The sequence below is a fragment of the Deinococcus betulae genome (assembly GCF_020166395.1).
Classification (GTDB): domain Bacteria; phylum Deinococcota; class Deinococci; order Deinococcales; family Deinococcaceae; genus Deinococcus; species Deinococcus betulae.
The window spans coordinates 13970-40507 of record NZ_JAIQXU010000006.1; the positions used below are offsets into that span (position 1 = coordinate 13970).

27 protein-coding genes and 1 tRNA gene are annotated in these 26538 nt (G+C 66.7%); 18 read left to right on the top strand and 10 right to left on the bottom strand.

Annotated elements, in window-relative coordinates; translation table 11 throughout:
* Positions 1-224: 224 nt before the first annotated feature.
* From K7W42_RS06220 to K7W42_RS06255, 8 genes are all read left to right on the top strand, one after another.
* Positions 225-2261 carry a DUF3160 domain-containing protein gene (locus K7W42_RS06220; protein WP_224573180.1) on the top strand — a complete coding sequence of 679 codons (2037 nt, stop codon included), beginning with the start codon at positions 225-227 and terminating at the stop codon, positions 2259-2261.
* An 8-nt stretch (positions 2262-2269) separates the two neighbouring features.
* Positions 2270-3142 (top strand): CapA family protein, encoded by an 873-nt coding sequence (locus tag K7W42_RS06225; protein ID WP_224573183.1) that lies wholly within the window; start codon positions 2270-2272, stop codon positions 3140-3142.
* Positions 3139-3723: a hypothetical protein gene (locus K7W42_RS06230; RefSeq protein ID WP_224573184.1), complete on the top strand. Its 585-nt coding sequence runs from the start codon at positions 3139-3141 to the stop codon at positions 3721-3723. The genes K7W42_RS06225 and K7W42_RS06230 overlap by 4 nt, the downstream gene beginning before the upstream one ends.
* Before the next feature lie 11 nt (positions 3724-3734).
* The gene (locus tag K7W42_RS06235) at positions 3735-4403 is read left to right on the top strand and encodes a hypothetical protein (protein ID WP_224573186.1); all 669 of its coding nucleotides are present in this window, start codon (positions 3735-3737) and stop codon (positions 4401-4403) included.
* A gap of 67 nt (positions 4404-4470) precedes the next feature.
* Entirely contained in the window at positions 4471-4737 is a 267-nt protein-coding gene (locus K7W42_RS06240; RefSeq protein ID WP_224573188.1) for a hypothetical protein, read from the top strand.
* Positions 4738-5313: 576 nt separating this feature from the next.
* Entirely contained in the window at positions 5314-6717 is a 1404-nt protein-coding gene (locus tag K7W42_RS06245; protein ID WP_224573190.1) for an RtcB family protein, read from the top strand.
* 427 nt (positions 6718-7144) lie between these two features.
* Positions 7145-8077 (top strand): carbon-nitrogen hydrolase family protein, encoded by a 933-nt coding sequence (locus K7W42_RS06250; protein ID WP_224573191.1) that lies wholly within the window; start codon positions 7145-7147, stop codon positions 8075-8077.
* A complete protein-coding gene (locus K7W42_RS06255) occupies positions 8074-8613 on the top strand; it encodes a GNAT family N-acetyltransferase (RefSeq protein ID WP_224573193.1) in 540 nt (179 codons plus the stop codon). The genes K7W42_RS06250 and K7W42_RS06255 overlap by 4 nt, the downstream gene beginning before the upstream one ends.
* On the opposite strand, the gene K7W42_RS06260 is transcribed toward K7W42_RS06255, so the two are convergent.
* On the bottom strand, positions 8582-8995 hold the full coding sequence (locus K7W42_RS06260) for a WapI family immunity protein (protein WP_224573195.1): 414 nt from the start codon (positions 8993-8995) through the stop codon (positions 8582-8584). The two genes, K7W42_RS06255 and K7W42_RS06260, sit on opposite strands and share 32 nt — an antisense overlap.
* A gap of 176 nt (positions 8996-9171) precedes the next feature.
* Between K7W42_RS06260 and K7W42_RS06265 the strand changes: the two genes are divergently transcribed.
* The 4 genes from K7W42_RS06265 (at position 9172) to ubiE (ending at position 12024) form a co-directional block, all read left to right on the top strand.
* Positions 9172-10362: a BioF/Kbl family PLP-dependent acyltransferase gene (locus K7W42_RS06265; protein WP_224573197.1), complete on the top strand. Its 1191-nt coding sequence runs from the start codon at positions 9172-9174 to the stop codon at positions 10360-10362.
* Complete coding sequence (locus K7W42_RS06270) at positions 10359-10757, top strand: hypothetical protein (protein WP_224573199.1); 399 nt, start codon at positions 10359-10361, stop codon at positions 10755-10757. The genes K7W42_RS06265 and K7W42_RS06270 overlap by 4 nt, the downstream gene beginning before the upstream one ends.
* Positions 10754-11143, top strand: a complete 390-nt coding sequence (locus K7W42_RS06275; RefSeq protein WP_224573201.1) for a GNAT family N-acetyltransferase — start codon at positions 10754-10756, stop codon at positions 11141-11143. Before K7W42_RS06270 ends, K7W42_RS06275 begins: the two co-directional genes overlap by 4 nt.
* 161 nt (positions 11144-11304) lie before the next feature.
* Positions 11305-12024, top strand: a complete 720-nt coding sequence (gene ubiE / locus K7W42_RS06280; protein WP_224573203.1) for a bifunctional demethylmenaquinone methyltransferase/2-methoxy-6-polyprenyl-1,4-benzoquinol methylase UbiE — start codon at positions 11305-11307, stop codon at positions 12022-12024.
* A gap of 424 nt (positions 12025-12448) precedes the next feature.
* Here ubiE and K7W42_RS06285 read toward each other — a convergent pair whose 3' ends face one another.
* Both K7W42_RS06285 and K7W42_RS06290 read right to left on the bottom strand, forming a co-directional pair.
* Complete coding sequence (locus K7W42_RS06285) at positions 12449-12952, bottom strand: hypothetical protein (RefSeq protein WP_224573205.1); 504 nt, start codon at positions 12950-12952, stop codon at positions 12449-12451.
* Between the two features lie 159 nt (positions 12953-13111).
* Positions 13112-14347 carry an aminopeptidase gene (locus tag K7W42_RS06290; protein WP_224573206.1) on the bottom strand — a complete coding sequence of 412 codons (1236 nt, stop codon included), beginning with the start codon at positions 14345-14347 and terminating at the stop codon, positions 13112-13114.
* A 96-nt stretch (positions 14348-14443) separates the two neighbouring features.
* On the opposite strand from K7W42_RS06290, the gene K7W42_RS06295 reads away from it, so the two are divergent.
* A tRNA-Pro gene (locus K7W42_RS06295) sits at positions 14444-14520 on the top strand.
* Positions 14521-14900: 380 nt separating this feature from the next.
* On the opposite strand, the gene K7W42_RS06300 is transcribed toward K7W42_RS06295, so the two are convergent.
* Positions 14901-15557: an HAD family hydrolase gene (locus K7W42_RS06300; protein WP_224573207.1), complete on the bottom strand. Its 657-nt coding sequence runs from the start codon at positions 15555-15557 to the stop codon at positions 14901-14903.
* Positions 15558-15643: 86 nt separating this feature from the next.
* Here K7W42_RS06300 and K7W42_RS06305 point away from each other — a divergent pair, with 86 nt between their 5' ends.
* Positions 15644-16246, top strand: coding sequence for a DedA family protein (locus K7W42_RS06305; RefSeq protein WP_224573208.1), 603 nt, complete (start codon positions 15644-15646; stop codon positions 16244-16246).
* 95 nt (positions 16247-16341) lie between these two features.
* On the opposite strand, the gene K7W42_RS06310 is transcribed toward K7W42_RS06305, so the two are convergent.
* Complete coding sequence (locus tag K7W42_RS06310; protein WP_224573209.1) at positions 16342-18564, bottom strand: MMPL family transporter; 2223 nt, start codon at positions 18562-18564, stop codon at positions 16342-16344.
* A gap of 144 nt (positions 18565-18708) precedes the next feature.
* On the opposite strand from K7W42_RS06310, the gene K7W42_RS06315 reads away from it, so the two are divergent.
* Entirely contained in the window at positions 18709-19110 is a 402-nt protein-coding gene (locus K7W42_RS06315) for a helix-turn-helix domain-containing protein (protein ID WP_224573210.1), read from the top strand.
* Between the two features lie 491 nt (positions 19111-19601).
* On the opposite strand, the gene K7W42_RS06320 is transcribed toward K7W42_RS06315, so the two are convergent.
* Positions 19602-20390, bottom strand: coding sequence for an APH(3') family aminoglycoside O-phosphotransferase (locus tag K7W42_RS06320; protein ID WP_224573211.1), 789 nt, complete (start codon positions 20388-20390; stop codon positions 19602-19604).
* An 80-nt stretch (positions 20391-20470) separates the two neighbouring features.
* Between K7W42_RS06320 and K7W42_RS06325 the strand changes: the two genes are divergently transcribed.
* The 3 genes from K7W42_RS06325 (at position 20471) to K7W42_RS06335 (ending at position 22616) form a co-directional block, all read left to right on the top strand.
* Positions 20471-21166 (top strand): YqhA family protein, encoded by a 696-nt coding sequence (locus K7W42_RS06325; RefSeq protein ID WP_224573212.1) that lies wholly within the window; start codon positions 20471-20473, stop codon positions 21164-21166.
* Positions 21167-21366: 200 nt separating this feature from the next.
* Positions 21367-22248 carry a hypothetical protein gene (locus tag K7W42_RS06330; protein ID WP_224573213.1) on the top strand — a complete coding sequence of 294 codons (882 nt, stop codon included), beginning with the start codon at positions 21367-21369 and terminating at the stop codon, positions 22246-22248.
* On the top strand, positions 22245-22616 hold the full coding sequence (locus tag K7W42_RS06335) for a hypothetical protein (RefSeq protein ID WP_224573214.1): 372 nt from the start codon (positions 22245-22247) through the stop codon (positions 22614-22616). Before K7W42_RS06330 ends, K7W42_RS06335 begins: the two co-directional genes overlap by 4 nt.
* 63 nt (positions 22617-22679) lie before the next feature.
* Here K7W42_RS06335 and K7W42_RS06340 read toward each other — a convergent pair whose 3' ends face one another.
* From K7W42_RS06340 to K7W42_RS06355, 4 genes are all read right to left on the bottom strand, one after another.
* On the bottom strand, positions 22680-23351 hold the full coding sequence (locus K7W42_RS06340; RefSeq protein ID WP_157460079.1) for a DUF2270 domain-containing protein: 672 nt from the start codon (positions 23349-23351) through the stop codon (positions 22680-22682).
* 151 nt (positions 23352-23502) lie between these two features.
* A complete protein-coding gene (locus K7W42_RS06345; RefSeq protein ID WP_224573216.1) occupies positions 23503-24153 on the bottom strand; it encodes an MBL fold metallo-hydrolase in 651 nt (216 codons plus the stop codon).
* 559 nt (positions 24154-24712) lie between these two features.
* The gene (locus tag K7W42_RS06350; protein ID WP_224573218.1) at positions 24713-25651 is read right to left on the bottom strand and encodes a DNA polymerase III delta subunit-related protein; all 939 of its coding nucleotides are present in this window, start codon (positions 25649-25651) and stop codon (positions 24713-24715) included.
* Positions 25648-26400, bottom strand: a complete 753-nt coding sequence (locus K7W42_RS06355) for a metallophosphoesterase family protein (protein ID WP_224573220.1) — start codon at positions 26398-26400, stop codon at positions 25648-25650. The genes K7W42_RS06350 and K7W42_RS06355 overlap by 4 nt, the downstream gene beginning before the upstream one ends.
* Positions 26401-26538: the final 138 nt, after the last annotated feature.

Here is a 26538-nt window from a genome sequence, read left to right on the forward strand (position 1 = left end):
CCGGCAGACACGCCGCCTGCCAGCATCGTCCCTCACGAACAGTGCAGCCACTCAGCTGCCGCAGACTGCGGCGCTGTAGGGCGCAGGCGTGAGGGATTAGAAGCGTCTATGCATGGTGGTCTCTGGTTGAGGTGTCTGGCGAGCGTACTCACCCCCAGGGCTGCCGTCAAGCCTGCGACGAGCCTCCCCAACCCACCGCCCAGGCCTGTGGTATGACCTGAGCCATGCGACCTCTCACCCTGACCCTGCTGCTGGGCAGCTTCAGCGCCGCGCTGGCCGCGCCGACCTCTTACAATCTGCCCGTCAACCTGAGCGCCATCAAAAACCAGGAAGTGCTGCGGTCCGACCCCGAAGTGGGCACCAGCGGCCTCAGCCCAGCTCAGCGTGCCGCCCTGAGCAAGAACGGGTTTGTGATCAGCCCCGGCACCTGGACGCACTTTGATGGGGTCTACGAGGCCACCCGCTACCTCAACCAGCCGGTGTTTGCGACCACCGACTCCATGCTGCATGTGTACCACCTCGTCTTTGACAAGCTGCTGCGCGACCTGGAACGGGAATCGCTGTCGCCCGCGCTGCGCCGCCTGACCACGCTGCTGGTGGCCGACGCCCGGCGGCAGCACGCCGCCCTGAAGGGCACGCCCCTGGAGGGCGACGCCCGCCGCGCCCTGGCGTACCTGGCCGTGGCCGCCAAACTGATTGACCCGGCCACTACGCCGCCGGCTGAGGTGGCCAGTCTGGTCACCGCCGAGCTGAAACTCATTGACGCCCACGCCGGCCGCGCCACCTCGCCTATTTTTGCGGCCACCGAACTGGAAGAGGATTACTCGCAGTACGTGCCACGGGGCCACTACACCCGCAGCGACGCCCTGAAGCGTTATTTCCGCACGATGATGTGGCTGGGGCGCGTGAACCTGCGCGTGCAGAGTGCCGGCGAGACCCGCACCGCCGCCCTGCTGACCAACCTGCTGACCAACAATGCCGAGGCCCAGAAGCTGTGGGCGCGCCTGTATGACCCCACCACACTGCTGATCGGCGCCAGTGACGACCTGAATTACCGCCAGTACGCCGCGGCCCTGAAAAGCACTACAGGTGGGCAGGTGCGCCGCCTGGCCGACCCCGCCGTGCTGAAGACCTTCCAGGCTGCCCTGGCCAAGCTGCCACCGCCGCAGGTCAACAGCGTCTTCGTGGAGGCCAAGCCCGGCGAGGGCCGCGAGGTGCGCGAGCGCCAGACGCTGGGCTTCCGGGTGATGGGCCAGCGCTTTACCCTGGACGGCGCGGCTTTTCAGCGCCTGATTTACCGCGAGGTGGGCACCCTTGAAAAGCCCCGCGAATTCCCACGGGGCCTGGACCTGCTGGCCGCCCTGGGCAGCGACGCCGCCCTGAACGAACTGCGCCGCACCGGCGAGGCCGGGTACGCCAACTACCTGCCCCAGATGGCGAAAGTGCGCGCCAGTTTTGCTGCGCTGAAGGAAAAGGACTGGACCGCCAACGTTTACAGCGGCTGGCTGTACGCCCTGCAGCCTCTGGCCAAGCCCGCCGCGCGGGACGCGCGCTACCCGGCCTTTATGCGCACGCCCGCCTGGACGCGCAAGGAACTGCTGACGGCCCTGGGCTCGTGGACCGAGCTGCGCCACGACACCATTCTGTACGCCAAGCAGACGATGGCCGAGATGGGCGCGGGCGAGGAACCCGAGCCGCCGCGCGGCTACGTGGAACCCAACGCGGCCGTCTGGACACGCCTGCTGACCTTAGAGGCCCTGACCAGGAATGTCCTGAAAACCCAGGGCGTCCTGTCCGAGCGCACCGCCAACAACCTGACCGAGCTGCGCTCCATGCTGACCTTCCTGAACACGGCCACCGCCAAGCAACTGGCCGGCACCGCCCTGACCCGCGACGAATATGACCGCCTGAATTACTACGGCGGTTGGCTGGAACAGATGAAATTGGCCAGCGCCGACCCGCAGGACGGCAGCCAGGAAGCCAGCCAGTTTGACGAAAACGACATGGCGGCCGTCGTGGCTGACGTGGCAACCGCCGGCAACAGGGCGCTGGAAGAAGCCACTGGCTACATTGACGAGCTGTACGCCGTGGTCCCCGACGGCCGGGGCGGCCTGCAGGTGGCGCGCGGCGGCGTCTACAGCCAGTACGAGTTCAAGGTGCCCGTCAGCAGCCGCCTGACCGACGAAGCCTGGCGCAAGCAGCTGCGCGCGGGCCAGGCGCCCCCCGCCCATCCGTGGCTGGACGGCATCCGGGTGAAGTGAGGGGGAGGTTGACCCTTCCGGTCCTGGTTGCTTTCCTGCTGACGGCGGGCGGGCGCGAGACGCCGACCCCAGTGCTGGCCCTGGCCGGCGATGTCAGCCTGGCGCGTGGGGTGGCGCAGGCGAACGCGGGAAGCTGGGCCGCCGCCCTGCAAGGGGTGCGCCCCGCCCTGCAAGCTGATGCCAGCGCCGCCAATCTGGAATCACCGCTGACAGACGCTCCGCGCGTGACCACCGGCATTGACCTGCGTGCCCCAGTGGCCGCCGTGGCCGCCCTGCACCCCCTCACCCACCTAAGCGTGGAGAACAATCACGCTGGGGACGGCGGAGTAGCCGGGCAGCGGCGCAGCCAGCAGATGCTGCGGGCCGCACATCTCTCCCCCATCACCCGCACCCTGAGCCTTAGCCGCGTGGGGAACCGGATGGTGGCCTGGGTGGCGTACCTGGACGACGGCCGCACGCCGCCCCCTCTGGGGGCCGTTCGGGAGGGCGCGCGCCGGGCGGAGGTGGTCGTGGTATTGCCGCACTGGGGCGCCGAATATGGGCGGTCTACCCCGCGTCAGCGCGCCCAGGCCCGGCAACTGGCTGCCGCTGGCGCGACCGTGGTGGCCGGCAGCGGGCCCCACGTGTTGCAAGGCCACGAGGTCCTGACGGGGCCGGGTGGACGGGTGTTGGTGCTGTACAGCCTGGGCAACCTGCTGTTCGACCAGACCCTGCCCGCCGCCCGACTGGGGGCCGTGGTGCGGGTGCCGCTGGCAGACGTCACGCGCGCCTGCGCCGTGCCCACCCGCACCCGCGCGGGCCGCGCTCTGCGGGCCGCCGGCGAGGACCGCCGCACCGCCCTGACCCGGCTGGGGCTGCCGGCCTGCCCGGAGGGGACATGAGGCGCGCTGCGCTGGGCCTGCTCCTGCTGGGATCGGCTCTGGCGGGCGGGGACGCTGGGCCAGCTTGGCGCGTCCTCTCGCCGGCGGGCGAGTGGCAGCCCGCCGCTGCTGTCATCTCCCCAACACCTTGCCCGGCCCTGAACCTACCGGCGACCTGGGAAGTCTCGGCCTCAGTCTCCGCCGATGTCACGGGCGATGGCACCCCTGAATGCGTGCTGGCGGTCTGGCGGCCGTGGCGCAACTGGCCCATTCACCGCTGGAGCGCTGGCCCCACCCCCATTACCGCCAACCAAGACGCGGCGGGGCGTAGCGCCCATGTGGCCGTGCTGCGCCCGCTGCCCGGCGGCGCTTACCGCGAGGTCTGGGTGGGCAGTGCCCTGTACCGGCCGGTGCGCGCCCTGAGTGTTCGGCCCGGCGGCACGCTGGTCACGCTGGAAGTCAGCTACGCCGCTCCGTCCGCGCCTGCCCAGACCCTCAGCGAGTGGCACTGGACCAGCTTCGGCTTTGATCTGGTGCGCCGCGTGCCGGTGCGGGCGACGGCGCTGGGGGTGGACACCCGAGGCTGGCCCGCCGTACGGTGACAAGATGGGTCATGCGCCCTCTGCCGCTGGCCTTGACCCTCGCCGCCTCGTTTGCCCTGGCTGGCGGCGCCGAGTTGCCGCTACCAGCTGGCCGCGTCCCCGCTGGCTTTCTGGTGGCGCGCCAGGCCTCGCCCCCTGTCCGGGTGACGGCCCTGGCCCCGGAACGCGAAGGGTTCCTGACCGGCCTGCGCGTACAAGCGGGGAGCGTCAGCCGCACTTTCCCAGCGTGGCAAACCCTCAGCAACCCGACCTTCTGGCCCAGTGTCATGACCACTGATGTCACCGGCGACGGCGTGCACGAGTTGCTGATAACCCTGATGACCGATGAAGGCACCGGCTTCGCGGTCTACGACGCCCGCGTCCTGCGGCTGCCGGACCTGCGCGAATGGTCGGTGACGCCACCCGTGCCGTACCTGCGTGCTCAGGTCCGCTTTGGGCCCACCACGCTGACCGTTGGCGGCCGTGAGGTCCGCCTGCCCCTCCCTGACGACGACTTTGGCCCAGACCCCGCCCGCATCGGCGATCAGGTGCGCTGGGCCGTGCGCAGTGGCCACCTGACCGCACTAGTCGAGGTGCAAAAGGAGTGGGCTTTCGTGGGCCGCCTGGTGCTGACCTACCGCGCTCAGAATGGACAGTTGGTGCCTGCAGCGGTGGCCTACGACCCCAGCGAGTTGCGCTAGTACGACTTCGCGGCCTCACCCACGTCTATGCAGAGATCAGTCTCAAGCTCCCTGTACGCTGCAGGCAATGGGGCTAGACAACCGCTGGATGGCCGCCTTCTTGAACGATGTAGGGAAGGCTCTCCCTGATTTACAGCCAGACCTGAAGCGGGCTTTTGGCGCCTATGGCCCGTACAACCCTGACGTCATCTACAAGATTACGCAGCGAGGCCAGCAACTGATTGGCAGTGGCGACGCTGAATGTCTGTCTAAATTCGTTGCAATTCTAGATCAGTATTACCAGCCCAACGATCACCGTTTACGACAGTTCAACGCCACTGTAGAGCAGTCCTAGTTCGATTCCTGGACCTTCAAGGATGCCCGTCATGGCCGAGGAGCGTGGATGATCTTCGCCCCGAAACTACGCCGGAAATACAAGTGGTGGGTCGTGCAGCGTCTGGGGCTTTTGTGGGCAAAGTTTGCCCCTCAAGACTGGAAAGATCTACCCGACGCCTGAGCATTGGTCGTAAGTGATCTTTTGACAACGTGTTTAAGCCGTGCCAGAGCCCATACAGACTCCGCCCATTTCTGGAGCAGCCGGGAGAGTCCTGAGCAGCTTTCTGACCTCAGCGATTCGCAAGTTTAATTCCCGGTAATCGGTCTTTTTTCTTCTCTTGCCCCACAGCACCGCGAGACCTTTCAGCCAAGTGAAATCCAAAGCATGTTTTGAAAGTTCATCCCACTTCATCTCCATGCTTAGGCCAGCGCGCGGATGTCCAGCCTCACCCCAAGGCGGCAAAGTGGGCGCACAGGAGGGCCACCATGCCAGACCTCAGATCAGATGCCAGCGACCCCGACGACCGGACACCCCTCAACGAACCGGGAGCCCTGTGCTTCCCTCTTCCCCACTGAAAAAGGACATCCTCTGCCCATGAACGGCAAACATCTTGTGAAACTTGGCCTGGAGAAAAAGGCCATCGCCTTGGCCCAGACCGCCGCCGCTGCCCGCGAAACCGCTGGCCTGGCCCGCGACGAGATTTTGGCGGAACTGCGCGCTGTGCAGGCCAACCCGGCGGCGTACCTGGCCGGCGGCGTCTATGCCGACCTAGCCACTGAACTGAGTGCCCAGCAAGCGACGCGTGACGCCCTGAAAGGGGCCGAGCTGCGCGCCGCGCCGCTGCCCTACCCGGTGTGGGGCCAGGACCTGATCGAGCCCGGCGCCCGCAGCCAGATGGACGTGGCGATGCGCCTGCCGGTCAGCCGCGCCGGTGCCCTGATGCCCGACGCCCATGTGGGCTACGGCCTGCCTATTGGCGGGGTACTGGCCACCGAAAACGCGGTCATTCCCTACGGCGTGGGCGTGGACATCGGCTGCTCCATGATGCTCTCGGTGCTGCCCGTGGCGCCCGGCGCCCTGCACGCTGAAGATGGCAAGGCGCTGCTGCTCAAGCACACCCGCTTTGGGGCCGGCGTGGCCTTCGACAAGCGCGACCGTCAGGACCACGAAGTGCTGCACGAGGGCGCCTGGCAGGACCAGCCTCTGCTGCGCCACCTGTTTGAGAAGGCTGCCACCCAGATTGGCACCAGCGGCAGCGGCAATCACTTCGTGGAATTCGGCACCTTCACGCTGGCAGACGCCGACCTGGGGCTGGAGGCCGGCGAGTACCTGGCCGTGCTGTCCCACAGCGGCAGCCGCGGCTTTGGGGCGCAGGTGGCGGGGCACTTCACCAATCTGGCCGAGCGCCGCCACCCTGGCCTGGACCCCGCTGCCAAGAAGCTGGCGTGGCTGCCCCTGGACAGCGAGGACGGGCAGGCTTACTGGCAGGCCATGAATCTGGCGGGCCGCTACGCGCTGGCCAACCATGACCTGATTCATGCCCGCCTGGCACGCGCCCTAAACGTGCAGCCGCTGGCACAGGTGCGCAACAGTCACAACCTGGCCTGGGAACAGGAGGTCGGTGGCCAGAACCTGATCGTGCACCGCAAGGGCGCCACCCCCGCCGAGGCCGGGCAACTGGGCCTGATTCCCGGCAGCATGGCTGACCCTGGGTACGTGGTTCGCGGTCTGGGCAACCGGGACGCCCTGGGCAGCGCCAGCCACGGCGCGGGGCGCGTGCTGGGCCGCAAGGCTGCTGAGCGCACACTGGCCAAAAAGGACGTGCAGGCGTACCTGGCCGCGCGCGGCGTGACCCTGATTGGCGGCGGGATTGACGAGGCCCCGCAGGCGTACAAGCGCATTGAAGAGGTGCTGGCGCGGCAGAGTGATCTGGTGGATGTGGTCGGCCGCTTCACTCCCCAAATCGTTCGGATGGACACCGGCAGCGAGGATGTGTAGAGGCGTCACCTGAATTGACCAGCCCGGCCCCCGCCCTTATTAGAGCGGGGGCTAATAGTGGCACCCTTGCCAGACCGTTAGAAATGGGAGTAACAGACCTTAAACGGCACCAAGCGGGGGTGGAGGCCAGCCAACGCCTCTCAAAACCGACTTGAAGCCCAGCGGCAACCTCTACCCTGCGCAGCCTGAGTGGTTGAAGGGGGGCGTCCCCGGTGACGACAGAGCAGGCTAGATGGAGCCTGGGCTGGAAGAGGGACGCCCAGTCAGTCCTCCGGGAGATGACCCAGGGGTTCGAATCCCCTGCGCATGCAGAGCAGCGCCGGCCCTCTCCGGCGCTTGTTCTTGGCTGAGTGTTTGTTGCCTGGGTGACTGGCATAGGTCATCTGGCGGCGGCGCCGCGCGGGTGGCGCACCCTACACTCGGGAACATGACAGCGCAGCGTGACGCGGTGGTGCGGGTGGCGGCGGCGGCCTACCCGATTGAGTTTCTGGACGGCTGGGCGGCTTTTGAAACCAAAGTCACGCGCTGGGTGGCCGACGCGGCGGGTCAGGGGGCGCAGCTCCTCGTGTTTCCCGAGTACGCGCCGCTGGAGCTGATCAGCCTGCTGCCAAACACCCTGCACCACGACGTGCGGGGCATGCGGCCGGCGCTGCAAGCCTTCTTGCCAAACTTCCTGAGTCTGCACGCGCGCCTGGCCCGCGAATACCGTGTTGGGCTGGTGGCCGGCAGCTTTCCAGTCGCTTACGGCGACGTGTTTGTCAACCGGGCGTATGTGTTCGGCCCGGACGGCACGCACAGTCATCAGGACAAGCTGCTGATGACCCGCTTTGAGGCCGAGGAATGGGACATCGCCCCCGGTGAGGGCACGCGCGTCTTTGAGCTACCGCTGCCCGGCTGGACGCTGCGCTTTGGCATCGCCATCTGCTACGACAGCGAATTTCCGGCCCTGGCCCGGCACCTGGCCGAAGGCGGCGCAGAACTGCTGGTCGTGCCCTCCTTTACTGGCAGCCGCGCGGGGTACACGCGCGTGCGGGTGGGGAGCATGGCCCGCGCCCTGGAAAACCAGTGTTACGCCCTGCACGCCCCCCTGATTGCCGACGCGCCCTGGACCTACGCCGTGGAAGACGCCCACGGCGCGGCCGGCATCTACACCCCTGCCGACAATGGCCTGCCCGCCGACGGGGTGCTGGGGCAGCTGGGCTGGAATGAACCGGGCTGGCTGGTGACGGACCTTGACCTGGCCCTGACCCGCCATGTGCGCGCCGACGGCCACGTGCTGAACTGGCGCGACCGCGTGGTGGGCGAAGCGCGCCCTGGGCCGGCCCAGCTGGTCACGTTGGGCGCCCCAGAGCGGGGATGACCTTCACACGTCGCCTGACCGTGGCCGACGCCCAGGTCTACCGGGCCGTGCGGCTGGCGGCCCTGCACGCCGACCCAGCCGCTTTCCTGACCACAGCCGCCGAATTTGCTGCGCAACCCCTGAATCAGCTTGAGGCCCGCCTGGCTCCAGACGCGCCAGGGGTGACGCTGGGGGCTTTTCTCAGTGGCAACTTGGTAGGGCTGCTGACCCTGGTGCGCGAGTCAGCCCCTGCACTGGCCCACCGGGTCAACATCTACGGCGTGTCGGTGGCGCCGGCGGCGCGGGGGCAGGGCACAGGAGAAAGGCTGGTCCGCGCCGGCATTGAGACCACCCGCACCTGGCCGGGCGTCACGTCCCTGCATCTGGCGGTGATGGAGACCCAGACAGCCGCTCGCCGCCTGTACGAACGCTGCGGCTTTCGCGTGTGGGGCCGGCAGCCGGATGCGGTGCGGCGGGACGGTCAGGTCTTTGCCGAGGACTGGATGGTGCTGGAACTGGGAAGGACTACGCCTCACCACGAACAGGAAAGCGGCTGACCTGGGCTTTCCACTGGGCCGTCAGTGCTCGCAACTCGGCCTGAGTGACAGGGAAGTCCACCCAGGCGTCCGAGACTTCGCCCGTGTCCATCCAGTCGGGTGAATGGTCCAGTTCCCTGGCAAACGGCGGCAGATATTCCGCCTGCATCACGATGCGCAGGTGAAGTTGGTTGTCAAGGTCCGGGTCACGAAACCAGGCAGAACGCGCCGAGAGCACTAGGCACGGCTCGGTAAAGCTCTCGGTGCTGCTGAGGCCCGCCTGCTGCCAGCCGATGAAAACGGGTGCCTTCTCGCTAACTTCTTCCAGCCAGGCAAGCAACCGGTGGGCCTCCCGAGCGGTCAGGCAGGGGTCAACCACCTCCCAGACCCGGCCATCAGGCAAAGAGAGCTTCAGCCGGACATTCAGCCAGTTGGCATCCCAGCCACGGCAGCATCTGGAAACTGATAGCCCAGAAGCTCAAGGGACAGCTCAAGCGCTCCGGTTCGCACCTGCATTCACCTCACTCTATCGTCCTCGCCTCACGGACAAACCTGCCTCTCCCCGCCTACACTGCCTGCATGCCTGTCACCCTGTCCGACCGCCTGAGCGCTGACCTCTCCGGCCTGCGTGAAAGTGGCCTCCTGATTCACCCGCGGGTGCTGGACGCCCCGCAGCATGCCCGCACCACCGTGGACGGCCGCAACGTCATCAACCTGGCCAGCAACAACTACCTGGGGTTCGCCGACCACCCAGCCCTCAAGGCCCGCGCCGCCGAGTATCTGGACAAGTGGGGCGTGGGGGCCGGGGCCGTGCGGACCATTGCCGGCACCCTGCGGATTCACGAGGAATTTGAGGCGCAGATTGCGGACTTCAAGCACACCGGCAGCGCGCTGGTGCTGCACAGCGGCTTTTCGACCAATCAGGGGGTGCTGGGCGGCCTGCTGAAAGAAGGCGACCTCGTGGTCAGCGACGAACTGAACCACGCCAGCATCATTGATGGGCTGCGGCTGACCAAGGCCACGCGCAAGGTGTTCAAGCACGCCGACCCCGAAGACCTCGACCGGGTGCTGAAAGACAACCCCACAGACGGCCTCATCATGGTCGTCACCGACGGCGTCTTCAGCATGGACGGCGACTTGGCCCCGCTGGACCAGCTGGTGGCGGTGGCCCGCAAGTACAGCGCCGTCACCTACGTGGACGACGCCCACGGGTCGGGCGTCATGGGCGCCCAGGGGCGCGGCACCGTGCATCATTTCGGCTTCGAGTACGCCGACGACGTGATTCAGGTGGGCACCCTGTCTAAAGCCTGGGGTGGGGTGGGCGGCTACGCGGCCGGCCACGAGAACCTGCGCCAGCTGCTGATTAACCGCGCCCGGCCCTATCTGTTTTCCACCGCGCAGGCCCCGGCCACGGTGGGCGCCCTGGCCGCCGCCCTGGACGAGGTGCAGCGCGACCCCACCCTGATGGAGCGCCTGTGGGACAACACCCGTTACTTCAAGGCCGAGTTGCAGAGGCTGGGCTTCGACACCTTTGGCAGCGTCACGCCCATTACGCCGGTCATCTTCGGGGAGGCGCCCGCCGCCTTTGAGGCCAGCCGCCGCCTCTTTGACGAGGGCATCTTCGCTGTGGGCCTGGGCTTTCCCACCGTGCCCCGCAACCTGGCCCGCATCCGCAACATCGTGACCGCCGAACACACCAAAGACGATCTGGATCAGGCCCTCAGCGCCTACGAGAAGGTGGGCCGCGCCCTGGGCACGATTGGCGGGTGAGCGCGCTGCGGTTTGAGGGGTACACAGCTGACGAACTGTTGGCCTTTCCAGACGAACACTTTCGCGCCCTTGTGCTGACCGGTGAGCCCCTTGTGATCCGCATCGGCTCGGCGGAGGTGTTGGGTCAGTTCGCTGTATCAGACGACACGCTGATTCTGGAACTGGCCCAGATCGATGAGGGCGGCGAGGGCGTGTTACCTGCGCTGGCGGCTCTGGCAGAGCGGTATGCCCGCATGTGGAACCTGCGGTTCATCGAATGGCGTGTCCATGCTCTGCACTGTGCCCAGCCCAATCTGCGCCTCCGGCGGATGCTGGAGCAGAAGGGCTTTGCGGTGCAGACACTGCCCGTTGTAGGCGAATGCCTGTGGCGGCGGGTGCCGGTGGACGCTGCGTGACCGAGTACCGCGTGCAGGCTGCTGTGGACTCCACCAAGCTGAGCCAGTTGCGGGAAGCGGCCTGGGGCGCCCCAGACGACGGTCACGCCTGGCCAGCCATCCTGGCCCGCTCGCTGACCTGGGTGACGGCGCATAACGGCGGGCAGCTGATCGGCTTCGTCAACGTGGCCTGGGACGGCGGCGCGCACGCCTTTTTGCTGGACACCACCGTTCACCCCGACTGGCAGCGGCGCGGGGTGGGGGCCGAACTCGTGCGCCGGGCAGCCGCTTCAGCGCGCGAACTGGGGGCCGAGTGGTTGCACGTGGATTACGAACCCCACCTGTCAGGCTTCTACGAGAGCTGCGGTTTTCGGCCTACCGCAGCGGGGCTGCTGCGGCTGCGCTGAGGTTTCTCAGCATCCCAGGGGAAGTAGGCCCTTCGGTAGGCTGTAACGTTCACTCGCGCGGCAAGCCCACTTGTTGCTGAGGCTCCAGCGGGGGTCTCAACGCCTCTGAAGACCGCAGTGGGTGGGCGCCTGTCCCGCCCCCGGCCCCCTATCATGACCCTATGACCAAGCGGCCCGCCGTGGGCGACAAACAGGAGCGGGGCCAGGACGTGCAGGCCATGTTCGCCTCGATTGCGCCCCGCTACGACCTCCTGAACCGTGTGCTGAGCCTAGGGGTGGACCGGGGCTGGCGCCGCGCCGCTGCCCAGGAAGCGCTGGCCCTGAGCCCTGCGCGGGTGCTGGACGTGGCCACCGGCACCGCCGACTTTGCCCTGGAGCTAAAGACGCGCGCCCCGCAGGCCGAGGTCGTGGGCAGCGACTTCGTGCCGGAAATGCTGGCGATTGGCCGCCAGAAGGCCACCGCCCGCCACCTGCAGGTCAGCCTGGAAGAAGGCGACGCTCTGAACCTGCCCTACCCCGACGGCAGTTTTGACGCCGTGACCTGCGCGTTCGGCTTTCGCAACTTTGCCGACTACGAGCGTGGCCTGTCAGAGTTCTGGCGGGTGCTGGCGCCGGGCGGGCGAGCCGTCATTCTGGAGTTCCCGCCGCCAGGACCGGGGCTGTTTGGGGCCGCCTTCCGCTTTTACTTTCAGCACCTGCTGCCGCGCATTGGCGGCCTGGTGAGCGGCAACGCAGCGGCCTACACCTACCTGCCCGCCAGCGTGCTGGCCTTTCCCGACCCGCAGCATCTGGAACGACTGATGCAGGCCACGGGCTTTCGCACCCGCCACCGCCTGCTTACGTTCGGCATTGCCGCCATTCATGTCGGAGACAAGCTGTAAGCCAGACGCAGCCTGGATGGTGTGTACCAGCGGTTTGACACTAGCAGCCGTACAGCGGCGGCCAGAAGTGCCTCTCCAGGCCGCCCACACAGTTGTCTTTTACAGTCACTTCCTTTGTTGTCCTAAGAAGTGGTTGAGTGGCATCCACATTGGCCGGGCCAGATTCCGCTGGAGCGAGCCGTGCAATCAAATGGGCAGACGTGCAATATGGACAGGCATCATGGAGGCGCAGGCTTCAGGAGCGGCTGATGCGGCCTCCGATTGAGTCAAGCAGAATGCCGGGTGGCATCTGGATGCACTTGGACAGCTCTGCCTGGCAGCTCTTCAAGCTCACAGGAGAGCGAGAAAGACAGGGCACAGATTCCTCGGTATGGCGGCGCAGACGGAGCCCTTCCAGCAATGCCGTAACGAAGCGGAATCTATATCAGCGGCTGGCGGTTAGAGCGCGCCCTTGCTCCAGCCACAGCCGCAGGGCACAGGTGAGCAGCAGGGCGCCCAGAGGAAACGGCACAGCGCCTAAGTCCAGCCGGGTGTCCACGCCGCGCGTGAAGCCGCCAAAACGGCCCCGCACCTCGCCGGCGTAATGGCGCAGGCTGAGGTCCAGGCCGTCCGTAAATGAGCCGTAGCGGCCCGTCACGGTGTCAGGCGTGAAATTCAGGGTCGCGTCGGTGCCTTCAGTGAAGCTCCCCAGGCGCATGGTCATGACGCCCGCAGCAATGCTGGCGCGCACATCGAACCCGTGGGTGACGCCGCCCACCCGGCCGACCAGGGCGTGCCCGTCCAGCCAGACCGCCACATCGGTGCCGTCCACGTAGCCGCCGACGCGGCCTGTCAAGCGCGCGCCGTCCCAAGTGGCGCTCAGGGCCACACCGTCCGATACGCCACCAAAGCGGCCTTCCAGGGCTTCCTGCGCCTGATACCCGGTCATGGCTTCAGGGTAAAGGACCGCTCTGGCAGAACCCTGACGGCGCCGGCGGCAGACCCCGCGAGCCTGTGCCCAAGAGGTCTACCGCCGGTTGTTCTGGGCCTCGCCTCTGGCCCTCAGGCAGATGCTCCCGGCCTTCTTCTGGGGGTCCCTCCAGTCAGGTCAAATCACGAACTCGCCGTTCCGCATGACCGGCTCGCGTTCGCCGTCCTTGGTCAGGCCGTCCACGTTCATCTCACCGCTGCCAATCATCCAGTCCACATGGGTCAGGCTGTCGTTGCCGCCCCTGGCCTGAAACTCTTCCAGGCTCAGGTCCACCCCGCCCCTGACGTTAAAGCGGTAGGCACTGCCAATGGCGATGTGGCTGGCGGCGTTCTCGTCATACAGGGTGTTGTAAAAGAACAGGCCCGACCGGCTGATGGGGCTGGAGTGCGGCACCAACGCCACCTCGCCCAGGCGGTGGCTGCCCTCATCGGTCTCAATCATCTTGAGGAGCGCCGCCTCGCCTTGCCTGGCGCTGGCCCCGGTGATGCGGCCGCCTTCAAACTGGATACGGATGCCGTCAATCAGGGTGCCGTTGTACGACAGCGGCTTGGTGCTGACCACGGTGCCGTCCACGCGCTCCCGGTGCGGGGCAGTCCAGACTTCCTCGGTCGGGATGTTGGCCGTAAAGGTAATACCGCCGGGCGTGTCGGCCGCGCCGCCGCCCCAGACGTGCCCGTCGGCCAGGCCCACCGTCAAGTCGGTCTCACCGCCCTGAAAGTGCAGGGCGTGGTAGCCCTTCTCGGTCAGGAGGTCGCGGCGGCGTTTCAGGTCGGCCAGGTGGGTGTCCCAGAGGGCCACCGGGTCTGGCTGGTCGGCGCGGGTGGCCGCAAAGATGGCGTCCCACTGCTGGGCCACCGCCTCCTCGCCGCTGGCGTCGGGGAACATCAGCTCTGCCCAGCCTGACACCGGCGCGCTGATGAGGTTCCAGTTCAGGCGGTTGGTCATCACCTGCGCGGTGTAGGGGCGGCGGTAGGCGGCCAGCGTGCGCTGGTGCGTGGCCACGCGCTCGGCGTCCACGCCGCCCAGCAGGTTGGGGTTGGTGGCGCGAATGGCGATGACGGCCCCACCCGCCTCGGCGGTTTCAATCTCGGCGTCCACACGCCACTTGCTGATCTGCTCAAAGCTGCCGTCCGGAGCCAACTCAAAGCGGGCCAGTTGCACGTCGTCATCGTCCCAGCGCACGTCCACGAAACTGGCGCCGGCCGCGTAGGCTTCGCGGACCACCAGGCGGGCGAGCTGCGCTGTTTCCACCGGGGCCTGCACCAGGACGCGCTGGCCTTCTTTGATCCCTAAGCCCACCTGTACCGCCAGCCGCGCGTAATTCCGCAACTTCTCGTCAAAGGTCAGTGTCATGTCCAGCGCAGAATAGCCACCTGGGTCGGCCGGTGCATAAGCGAGAGTGCTCTTGACTGGAACGGGCCGGTTGCCTATAGTTCTGTGGCTGGCCGTCGAGGCGTAGCGCAGCCTGGTAGCGCACTACCTTGGGGTGGTAGGGGTCGTGAGTTCAAATCTCGCCGCCTCGACCAGCACGAAAGCTCCTCTTAGAGGGGCTTTTTTCGTTTTGTCTCTTGGCAAGTACAGAGAAACTTGGCGAGGCGACGCGGGACTATGTGCTGTAGAACTCCCGCAAGTGGCTGCACTCTGCTCAAGCCACTCTACGGAAGCGAGAAGCGTTGACTTGCAGGGAGAGCTGCACGCTACTGCGCGGCCTTCAAAGTCACTCCAGAGTCGTCCTGGGTGCTGCTCTCCAATGCAGATGAAGCTGACTCTCAGCCGCTGGTCACTGGGCACCAGTCAGGTTGAGCCAGCGTCGCCGCCAGTGACTGGTCTGGGTATCCGATGCCCCTGTGAACGGTTCGCCTGATACTTCAGCCTACGCTGCCCTCCAGTCAGGAAAACTGAGGTCCTACAGTTCGCCTAGCCCTGCCGCCAGTAGACCCGCCACGCCCCCCTCATAGCCCTCTATGCGCGCCCAGTCGGGCGGAAACGGCTGTGACCGCGTAACGTCATTCGGCACGACCACCACCCGCATCCCAGCCGCCACCGCCGCCGTGGCGCCGTTCAGGCTGTCCTCGACGGCCAGGCAGTCAGCCGGCCTGAGCCCCAGCCCCCGCGCCGCCAGCAGGTACAGTTCCGGGTCAGGCTTGACGCGCGCTACATCGTCGCGGGTCGCTAGCACCTCGAAATGCTCCAGCAGCCCGTGGTGGCTCAGCCAGCGCGTCACCCAGGCCCGGTCACTGCTGGTCGCCAGGGCCAGCCGCAGCCCACGGGCGCGCAGGTCGTCCAGCACGGCGCGCACACCAGGCCGGATATCGCCCGCCTCAATGGCCGCGTGGACCGCCGTTTTCAATTGCCCGTGAACCGTCTCGCGGTCAGCCTGCACATGCGCTGGCAAGCCCGCCCAGGGGTCAAAGGCGTCCCAGGTGCCGATGCCGCGCTGCCAGTCGTGCAGGTGCAGCTCGCGGTCGTGCTGGCGGTACAGCGCCTGCCAGTGCTGAAACTCGGGAGTCTCGGTATCCAGTATGGTGCCGTCGAAGTCGAAAATTACGGCGTGCAGGGTCATGCGGCCAGTGTAGAGGGCGCGTGCGTGAAGTGGACTTCACTTTAGATGGAGGCCGGGCTGCCCCAGAATTCGCTACCCTCGGGGGCATGGCCGAATGGGTGCAGAACTTGATGGACAGCATGGGATACGTGGGCATCCTGCTGCTGATGATTCTGGAAAACGTCTTTCCGCCCATTCCCAGCGAACTGATTATGCCCTCGGCCGGGTTTGCCGCGTCGCGCGGCGACCTGAACATTGTCATGGTGATCGTGGTGGGCACGGCGGGCAGCGTCCTGGGCACCCTGCCGCTGTACTACCTGGGCCGGGTCTTTGGCGAGGACAAGCTGGTGAAGTGGGCCGACAAATACGGCAAGTGGCTGACCCTCAGCGGCAAGGACATTAAAAAAGCAGACGACTGGTTCGACCAACACGGCACCAAGGCGGTGCTGTTTGGCCGCCTGGTGCCGGGCATTCGCAGCCTCCTGAGCCTGCCCGCCGGCATGAGCGAAATGCCCCTGCCCAAGTTCCTGATTTACAGCGCCATCGGGTCGGCCATCTGGGCGTCCATTCTGGCGGGCGCCGGCTACCTGCTGGGCGAAAACTACGACCGCGTGGAGCAGTACGTGGGGCCAGCCGGTTACGTGGTGCTGGGCGTGCTGGCGGTGGTGGCGGTGGTCTGGTTCGTGCGCCGCAAGAAAGCGCAAAGCTAGGGTGTGAGATGCAGGCCGTGGGGTGTGGGGGAAATCTCCGCAGCCCACGCTTCTTTTGCACTGCGCCCCATTTTTCGACCTACGCCCCACACCCCTCAATGCTCCAGGCGAATGTGCGGCAGCCGCCGGTCCAGCCACGCGGGCAGCCACCAGTTCCAGCGCCCGGCCAGCTTGAGAAAGGCGGGCACCAGCACCAGGCGCACCAGGGTCGCGTCCAGGGCCACCGCCACGGCCAGGCCCAGGCCGATGCTCTTGCTGGCCACCACGCGGCCAAAGATGAAGGCGGTAAAAACAATCAACATGATGATGGCCGCGCTGGTAATGATCCGGGCGGTGTGCCCCACCGCCAGCACCACCGCTTCATCGTTACTGGCGCCGCGCAGGTGTTCTTCCTGCACCCGCGAGAGCAAAAAGATTTCGTAATCCATACTCAGGCCGAACATCACGGCGAACAGCAGCACTGGCAGGCTGGCGTCCAGCACCCCCACATCGGCTGGAATGCCCAGCGGCGCGGCCAGCACGCCGTTTTGCACCACCAATGTCACCACCCCGGCGGCGGCCCCTACTGTCAGGGCGTTCATCAGGATGCTTTTGAGGGGAATCAGGAGGCTGCGAAAAGCCACCATCAGCAGCAGGAACGTGCCGGCAAACACAGCCAGGATGACGGTGGGCAGTGACCCGGTGATGGCGCGGCTGAATTCCTCGCCGCCGATGGGCGCGCCGCCCAGCAGGTAGGCGTAGCCGCTGGCCTCAAGCTTCCGGCGCAGCTGCGTCTCAAGCTGCGGAATCTCGCGGGCGCGCAGGGTGCGGTCAGGCACCACCGTTACCCGCAGCAGGGTCCGGTCCTGGCTAAAGGAGCGCGTGGTCAAGACGCTCAGGGCGGCCAGGGCGTCGGCATTGCTGCCCGCCGTATCCGTTAAATCGGCTGGAGTCACAAAGGGGCTGAGCACGCCCTTCACCCCGTCCAGGCCGCGCAGATCCTCCACGAGTGCTTGAAACTTCGCGCGGTCAGCCGGCCCGTAGCGCTGGCCCTGCAAGTCCAGCACCACCTCGAACTGGCTCAGCAGCCCGCCCGCGCCCAGCGCCTCCACATCTTTCAGGGCGTCGCGGCTCTCGACACCAGGGGTCAGCCCCCAGGCTCCCGCGTAGCCGGTCCTCATCTGAAAGGCAGGCGCCGCCAGCACCAGCAGCAGGGCGGCTGACGCCAGCACCGCCGCCCAGGGCCGGGCAGTAACCCGCCGCGCAAAGGTGGTCCAGGCCGCGGACGCCTCGCCACTTTGCGCCCAGGTGAGCTTTAGGAGGCGGGGGCTGTTCACCCGCTCGCCCAGCAGGGCCAGCATGGCCGGCAAGGCTGTCAGCGAGGCCAGCACCGTCAGCAGCACCGCCAGCACGCCGCCAATCCCAATCGAGCGTACGAACGAAATCGGCGGCAGAATCAGCCCACCCATCGCAATGGCCACCGTCAAGCCGCTAAAGGCCACGCTGCGGCCGGCCGTCTGGACCGTGCGCTCGGCGGCTTGGCGAGGGGACGGGACCCGCTTCAATTCCTCCCGGAAGCGGTTGACCATCAGCAGGGCGTAGTCAATGCCCGCTCCCAGGCCCAGCATGGTAATTACGCTCTGGGCAAAGGTGCTGACCTCCATCACGCGGGTCAGGCCGTACAGCCCGGCCATCGCCACGCTGATGCTCAGCATGCCCACCGCCAGCGGGAGCCCGGTCGCCACCAACGCGCCAAAGACCAGCAGCAGCAGCACGCCGATCAGGGGCAGGGCGGTCAGTTCGCTGCGTTTGGTGTCCGACTCGGCAAACTCGGTGAAGTCGTCGGCAATGGCCTGCCCGCCAGTCACGCGGATATCCAGCGCGGCACTCTCGGCCCTTTCGGCGTAGGCGCGCACCCGGCGCAGGGTCTCGGTGGCACCGTCTTCCAGCGGGATCTGCGCCAAGGTCAGGGCCAGCACGCCGTCCCCGGCCTGTGTGGGCAGAGGGCCGCCCGCCTGCGCGCCCGTCACGCGGGTAACCCCCACGACCTCCTCCAGCCCATCCAGAAATCTCTGGTAGGTGGCCTGCCCGGCCTCCGTGGTCAGCGGCGGCTGACTGCGGGTGACCAGCACCACCGTATTCGTGTCACGCTCGTTGAAGCGCTCCCGCAGCAGTGCCGTCACGCGGGTGGCCTCGGCATCGGTCAGGCCGCCCGCCGGGTCGGCATTCAGGGCGGCGGGTGCACGGGCGGCAAACGGAATGCTGAGCAGTGCGGCCAGCAACCAGACCAGCAGGATGGCCCAGGGGTGGTGGGAGACCAGTCGGCCCAGTGTCTTCACGCCCTGGAGTAGACCACGCAGGCCAGAGAGAAACCGGGTGACCCGCAACAACCACCAACTGATACCAATTTGCGCTATCAGTTGACAATAAATGTTAGATAGCGCAAGATAGCGGTACCTGAGAGGAGGTGGCAGAATCTACCCATGAGTGACGCCCATGAGGTACTGACCCTAGAAGAACTCGCCGCCTTCCTGAAGGTGAGCGAGACGACCGCCTACGCCCTGGTGCGCGGCGGCGAGGTGCCGGGCCGCAAGGTTGGGCGGGAATGGCGCTTTTTGAAAGCGCGAGTGGTGGACTGGCTGATGAGGGCCGGCGCCGAGGCCGCCCATTCAGAGACAGGAGGAAACGACATGGACAAGACCGGCTTTGTGCAGCGCGACGAACTGGGCGGCGAGTCTAAGCAGGAGGGCGGGCAGGAGTACGTGGCGCTATGGCTGCCCATCACGCGCGAGGAAAAGGCGGCCCAACTGGAGAAGGCTGCCCGCGACGGCGTGAACGTCAGCGAACTGGTGGCCGACTATTTGCGGGACTGGGTAAAGGCGTAACGGCGGGAAGTGGAAAGTGGGAAAAGCACCGCTCACTCACCACTGAATAGGAGCGCGCAACAGTCATCAGAGATTGTGAAAGATTTGCAGCTCAGAACTATCTGCCTGAGGCGAAGAGGTCGGTAGTTGGAAACGAAATGATGGTGTCTCTGCCTACGGACCTTGCATCAAAAGAGGGGCGCGCTCACCAGCGCAGGTCTGGCAGCCTGGAGAAAATGGAGCAGCTGGAAGACGTCATCACCTGGCAGTGGTGAGAACTGTCTGGGGTCGCTCTGCTGGTAGGCGGCGTCCTCTGGTTCGCTGTCCTGAGTTGGCCGCCACGCGCGCGTTTCTGGTTGGTTGCTATGGGCTGTCCTGTGCTGGCGTTCTGGCCACTGGCACTCGCTTTTCTGGAGAACACACGGTAAACCTGGCGCCCAACCCCCGACCAAATGAGAGTTGACGGAGAATCAGGGCTTGTCCACTTCCCACTTACCCCTGGCCATTTCCCCTCAAAACAATTCGTCGAGCAGCGTGTAATACGCCAGCTTGCCCTCATTCACCAGCGCGCGGCTGTACAGATCAAGGAACATCCCGGCGTACACGTCGCCCAGTTCACTACGGACTTCGCGCCAGGCCAGGGCCAGGTCGGTGTGGCGGTCCGCGATCCCGGCGCGGCCCAGATCAATGAGGCCCTCCACGTACTCGCCGCTGACGAGGAGGTTGTCCAGGGTGGCGTCGCCGTGGGTCACCACCAGATCCTCCTGGGCGGGGCAGGTGCGAACCAGTTCGTTAAAGACGCTGACCGCGCTGCGGCCCTGGCGCTCCTCGTCAAAGTCGCTTTCATCCACCACCCCAGCCTGCACCCGTTCGCGGGCCAGCGGCAGGGCCACGGCCAGGGTGCGGGTAAACGGACAGTCACGGATGGGCAGGGCGTGCAGTTCGCGCAGGGCGCGGGCCAGCAGGGTCACCACCCGCTCCGGGTGCAGCAGGGCGTCGGGGTGACTCATGGAAATGCCAGGCACGCGCGTCATGACCAGGTACTCGGCGTCCGGGGTAACTTCAAAGCCCACCAGTTCCGGCACCGGCACCCGCCCGGCAAACCAGCGCAGCCGCTCGCGCTCCTGCTGCAAGGTGCTGCCCGCGTGCGCCTGCCGGGGCTGAACCTTGACCACAAAGCGGGTGCTGCGCCACACCGACGCGCCACTTGCTCCGCCGGTCACCCGTTCCCAGCGGGCGGCGGGCAGCGCGCGGCGCAGCGGCTCGGGCAGGGTCAGGCGCGGGGCGTCAGCGGGACTCACACGGCCCAGCATAGCGACCCTCAGGCAACCGTAAAGCTGGGCGTACCCGCCTGGCGAGGCCCTGTGGGCATCATGTCAGCGTGACCCGCCCCTCTGCCCCGCCGTCCATCCAGCCCCCAGAGGAACCCTCCAAGCGCGAGTGGTTCAGTGAGGTGATTGGCCGCACGCGCTTCGTGGTGCTGATTGCCGTCATTGCCGTGCTGCTGGTGTCGTTCAGCCTGTTTTTGCAGGGTACGCTGCTGGCCCTGGTGACCATCTGGGACTCGTGGCGCGACACCTTCGTGGAGGGCGTCGCCAGCCAGAAGGGCGACCTGGCCGTGGAGTTCCTGGAAATCGTCAGCACCATGCTCAAGGCGGTCGTGTTTTACCTGATTGGCGTGGGGCTATATTCGCTGTTCATCACGCCGCTGAACCTGACCTCGGCGCTGGGCGTGGAAAGTCTGGCCGACCTGGAACAGAAAGTCGTATCGGTCATCATCGTGATTTTAGGGGTGACCTTTCTAGAGCACTTTGTGCGCTGGCAGGAGCCGCAAGAGACGCTGTATTTTGCCGGCGCGCTGGCCCTGGCCGGCGGGGCCCTGGTGTTCTTCCAGCGGGTGCATCAGGGCACAGGCGGCGGCCTGGAGCAGCCTCAGGCCAAACTGCGCGCCCGCCAGGAACTCTTTGAACACCACACCGAGCAGCGTCACATAGATGACAAGGACGTGGAACTGGCCGAGGCCGCCACCCAGGCCAAACTGGAAGGCAAGGCCGACGCCGAGGAAGGTAGTGGGTAAAAAAGGGGGTGGGACGTGGGTTGTAGGGTGTAGGAGCAATTCAACTTTCATGGCTGGATGCCTGAGCCCTCTTGGGGTGGGCTAATAAGAGGCCTGCTAACGCCCGTCCCAAGTTTCATGGCAGGACATCCCGCTCCGCTTTGCCCCACATCTCCTGACCGGGACAAGCGGCAGCCCCTCAGAGGCGTACACTGTCCAGAATGAGGGTTGGTCTGCTTGAATCACGCGCCGCGCGGCTTCCGGGCTACTGGGCGGCGTATCTGAAAGAACTGGGGGCCACGCCTGTGACCCCCGCCGTCAGCGACGCGCAGGCACTGGAGCTGGGCCGCGAAAGCCTGCCCGGCGAGCCGGCCACCGTGCAGCTGACCCTGGGGCGCATTCTGGGCTTGACGCGGGTGGACACCGTACTCGTACCGCAGTGGGCCGCCGTCAGCGGCGACGCCTGGAGCGAGGCGCTGCCTGAACTGCTCTCGCGGCGCATCAGCGGGCTGCCCACGCTGCTGGGGGTGCCTGACCAGCCGGACGCGCTGGAAAACACAGCGGCCGAGGTGGGGCTGCGCGTGACCCAGAACGCCGGCATGGTGCGCCGCGCCCTGGAAAAGGTGCGCCCGCTGGGCCAGGACGCCCGCGCTGCGCCGCCCGTCCTCAGCCGGGGCAGCCGCGTGACGGTGGCCGTTATTGGCCCGCGCGCCCTGCTGGGCGAACACCTGCTGACCCACCCTCTGCGCGCAGCCCTGGACGAGCTGGGCCTGTACGGGGTGTTCAGCACGGACCTGAGTGTCCCCGAGGTCCTGCGCCGCGCCGAGCGGATGCCCGGCGACGCGGCGCCCGGCGACCGGGAACTGTTCGGGGCCGCCTCGTTGCTGGGCGGCAAGAGCGCCGTGCGCGGGTTCGTGCTGGCGGTGCCGGCCCGTGACGGCGCAGCGCAGGCAGCCGCCGCACGACTCGCCGCTGCCCAGCACAAACCCACCCTGACCCTGCACCTGGACGGCCAGAGCGAGTTCCCTGACCTGGCGGCTTTTCGTGACCGCGTGACTCTGGGCCGCTTTGCCCCCGACCCCATAGAGGAAGGCGGCGCATGAACCTCTGGCGCTGGCTGACCACCCCCGACCCAGAACCGGGCTTTACAACCGGCAAACTGCTGAAACTGGCGGCGCGCGTGGCGCTGTTTGCCCTGGTGGCGACCCTGGTGAGTAGCCTACTGAGCCTCACGCCGCTGGGGCCGTATCTGAATACCTGGTGGGGCAGCCTGCTCTTTGTGCTGGCGCTGTATCTTCCCCTGGCACGCTTTCTCAACGTGGACACCTTTGTGCCGCGCCGCCTGCAAGCCCGCGTGGACGCCCGCACGTCGGGGCAGACCGGCAAAGCGACCCGCACCCAGCGCCGCAAGGAACGCAACCGCTACGCGGGCGTGCGCAAAAGCGCGCCGCGCTCTGGCGGACGGCGCTGACTACCTGCCTCCTCCTATTGCCAGCCTCTGTGACGCCTGTTCACAGAGGCTGTTTGCTCTTCCCTACCCTTCTTCCAGCGGATAGGTCTGGGCCGCGCGCGCCGCCAGAAACACCAGATGCAGGTAAAAGAGGCCCACCCCCAGGAACACCAGCCAGCCGGGAAAATTGCCGATATCGGCTAAGGCAAAGGCTTCTGGGAAGGTCAGCATCCACCCCTTGGGCTGGCTGAGATCCAGTTTGGCCAGCCAGGCCAGCAGCACCGCCGCGTAAATCCACAGGTAATTGCGGCTCAGGCGCCAGCCCAGGGCGTCGGCGCGGGACATGGGGCTGCGCGGCTTACTCAGTTCGGCCAGCAGCAGCTGGTGCCAGTCGGGGTCCACGCGGTCACCCAGCATGGCCGGGTAAAAAAAGCGTTCCATGATCCGGACCCGGTGGTGCGCGATTTCAAAGGTGCGAAAGCGCCGCGCCTCCAACCGCAGAAAAAAGTAATTCATGAACATGGAAAACAGAAAGGTGGCGTGGCTGTTGTTCACGTCTCCCAGGGCAAAAGACGCCAGGCCAGCGGTGGTGACCACCGACCAGTTGGTCGTCATGTCCAGCCGCTGCCGGTAGGCGGTCATCTTGCCGACTTCGGCGCGGTAAAGATGAATCAGAGCGTTGGCCGCGTTCGTGGTGTAACTCACGTCCGTCAGTCCGCCCAGCCCCGCGCCGGGGCCACCGCCCACGCCGGGCATCAGGGACGCCACCTGTGCATGGGTTCAGGGTAGCGCACCGGCAGTCAACAGCGATCTGCCGCAGCAGAGCGGGTGGACACGCGCCGGCACCCCGCCCACGGCAGGCCAGAGAGGTGCGCCGCCCGCTTGGGGAAAGCGCGGCGCCCGGCCCTCAGCGCAGGAAGGGGTTGCTCCTGCGCTCGGCGCCCACAGTCGTGCGGGGGCCGTGGCCGGGGTAGACAGCCGTGTCTTCCGGCAGGGTCAGCAGTTCGGCCGCGATGCTGCGCAGCAGGGTTGGGTGGTCACCGCCGGGCAGGTCGGTGCGGCCAATTCCACCCTGAAACAGCGTATCGCCAGCAATCACCAGGCCCGGCGCTGTAAACACCACATGCCCCGGCGAGTGGCCCGGCACTTCGCGGGCCGTCAGTGTCAGGTCGCCTGCGGTGAAGGTCTGCCCCTGGACAATCTCCTGGTCGGGGGCTTCAGGCTGCGTAAAGGGCAGGTTCCAGCGGCCCGCACTCGCCGCCCCCAGCCGGTAAAGAGGCTGGTCAGCGGCATGCAAAAACACCGGCAACCCCAGCGCTTCCCGGAGGGGCTGCACCGCGCCGATATGGTCAAAGTGCGCGTGGGTCAGCAGAATGGCGCGCACCGTGACGCCGCTGCCGCGCACCAGGGCCAGCAGCCGCTCGGCCTCGTCGCCAGGGTCAATCAGAAACCCTTCGTTCTGCTCGCCGGCGATCAGCAGCGCATTTTCCTGAAGGGGGCCGGTGGGCGTGGACCACAGGCGCACGGGGCCGTGGGTCTGGGGGCGGGGCGCAGTCATGCCCGGCAGTGTAGCGGCGGCAGAGACCAGTCCTGAGCCATTGCCAGCTTTCCTCAATCGGTTTGGCCGACTGCACCTGCAATAAACTCAGGCCGTCAAGGAGCGGGTGGGCGGGGTCAAGAATGCCCTGCACTGTGAAACTTAGCAGCCAGCGACTTGAGACGCGCCTCATTGGCTCCAGGGGAAACAGCGGCGTGAGTCATCTGAAGAGACAGGGAAGCAGCATGATGATTCTCACCTCATCAGCTTGAGGACCGAGTTTGGCGCTGGCGTGCCGCTAAGCAAATTTGCCCCAGCGCCGTTCAGACACTATGAGCGGCGCTGAGTTTTGCTCTGAGATAGAACAGCGTCGTCATTCGGCGTTGAGCCCATCAGGCAGCACACACCTGGGCGCCCCCCTATGGAACAGGCGGATTCAGGCCAACTCTGGCTAAGTCGCTTTGTCCACGGTTCAATCTGAGAAGATCGGGCAAGAGAATCTCAGCCTCTGGGCGCAGCGGTGTAGGCATTGCTGACGAAAACTGCATCAGAGAGGCTGGAACCCCGCAAGACCCGGCAGCTAGGCGTAGCCAAAAGCGTCGCGCAAGCTCAGGGCGAACACCTGGAAGCTGAGACTGGGGCTGGCATACGCTTCCAGCGCGTCTTGCAAGGCGCTCAGGGCCGCGTCGGCGCGGGCGCGGGCGTGGGGCGGGGCCACGCGCCAGGCAAAGCGCAGCGCTTCGGGGTGCCAGGTGGGATTCCAGCGCTTTTCCAGACCCTCGGCTTCCTGAAGGGCAGGCAGCAGCCCCGTGTCCAGCGCCAGCGTGAAGGTGCGGGCGTCTTCCAGAGCAGCGCGCACAGCCTCGGCCACCTCCAGCACGCCGGGACGGCCTGCGGCAAAAGCCACCAGTTCGGCATCTGGTTCCTGACCGGCCAGGGTCAGGGCGCGTTCCAGCAGGCGGTCAGCCACTGGCGTGACACTCAGGCGGGCGCTGCGGCTGACGATGGTGGGCAGCACCGCGCGCAGGTCCTCGGCCAGAAAGACGAACAGCGCCCGGTGCGGCGGTTCCTCGACCAGCTTCAGCAGGGCGTTGGCGGCCTCCTGGCCCAGATGCTCGGCCCCGTCCACAATCACCACGCGGCGGGCAAAGGTGGGGCGCACCTCTAAAAATTCAAAGACATGGGTGTCATATTCGCGCGCCTTGTCGCGGCCCGAGAGCACTGCACCAATCGGAATCAGTTTGCGCCGCGCCGCCTTGCCGGCAGCAGTGGTGGCGCGCGGCTCGACCAGCAGCGTGTCGGGGTGGCCCCCAGCGGCCAGGGCGCGGCACGACGCGCAGGCGCCGCAGGCCTCGCCCGCCATGCCTTTCGTGCCGCTGCAGTTGTGCTGGGCGGCGATGGCCCAGGCCAGGGCGCGTTTGCCCACGCGCGCTGGGCCAGTCAGCAGCAGGGCGTTGCCGCCAAAGGGGAGGGTCTGTTCCAGCAGGGCGCTGTGCAGCCCAGCGGCCGGAGCGCTCACTTCCCGATGGCCAGACGCGCTGCCAGCACCTGCGGCAGGCCCGCTTCCAGGGCGGCTTCCTGCGCGCGCTCAATGTCGTAGTTCACGCGAAAGACCTCAAAGTGCGCCCGTGAGGAATCGTAGACGGCGTAACTGGCCTGTGGGTTGCCGTCGCGCGGCTGGCCTACGCTGCCGGGGTTGAGGATGACGCGCGTGCTGGGCGGCACCATGTAGCTGCCGCCGTCCTGAAAGTGCTGCACCTTGATCCAGTCGCCCACCGGAGAATTCAGGGTGGCGTAGACGGCCGGGTTGTGGGTGTGGCCCACAAAGCCCAGCCGGCCCTGCCACTGGGTAAAGGCCTCGCGGGCCGCCGGCACCGAGTCGGTGTAGTCATCCAGGCTGCTGGGGGTGCCGTGGCGGTAGCGCGCGCCGACATCGGGGTCGTCAATGCCGTCGCGCCACAGCCGCACCCACTCGATATCCCGCTCGGACAGGCGCGCCAGCTGCCAGCGCAGGGCCATGGAGACCACGCTGTCCTTGGCTTCCTTGCGGCCCCCGGCGTACTGGAGCAACATATCGTCGTGGTTGCCCAGGATGCACACGGCGTCGAGGTCGCGCAGGGCGTCCAGCACCTCGCGCGGGTGAGGCCCGTACCCCAGCGCGTCGCCCAGGCTGATGACCTGATCGTAGCGGCGCCCGGCCGCATCGGCCATCACCGCCTGCAGCGCGGTGTGGTTGGCATGAATATCAGACAGCAACAGCAGCCGCACCGCCCCATAGTACCGCGCCAGACGCCGATTCGGTGAGCTGGATTTCTGAACCGGGTCGCTCTAGAGCCTTCTGCAGGACCCTTCCACTTTATGAGGCGGCGTCGGGCTGTTCGCTTGCCTGGTGACGGCCTGGAACAC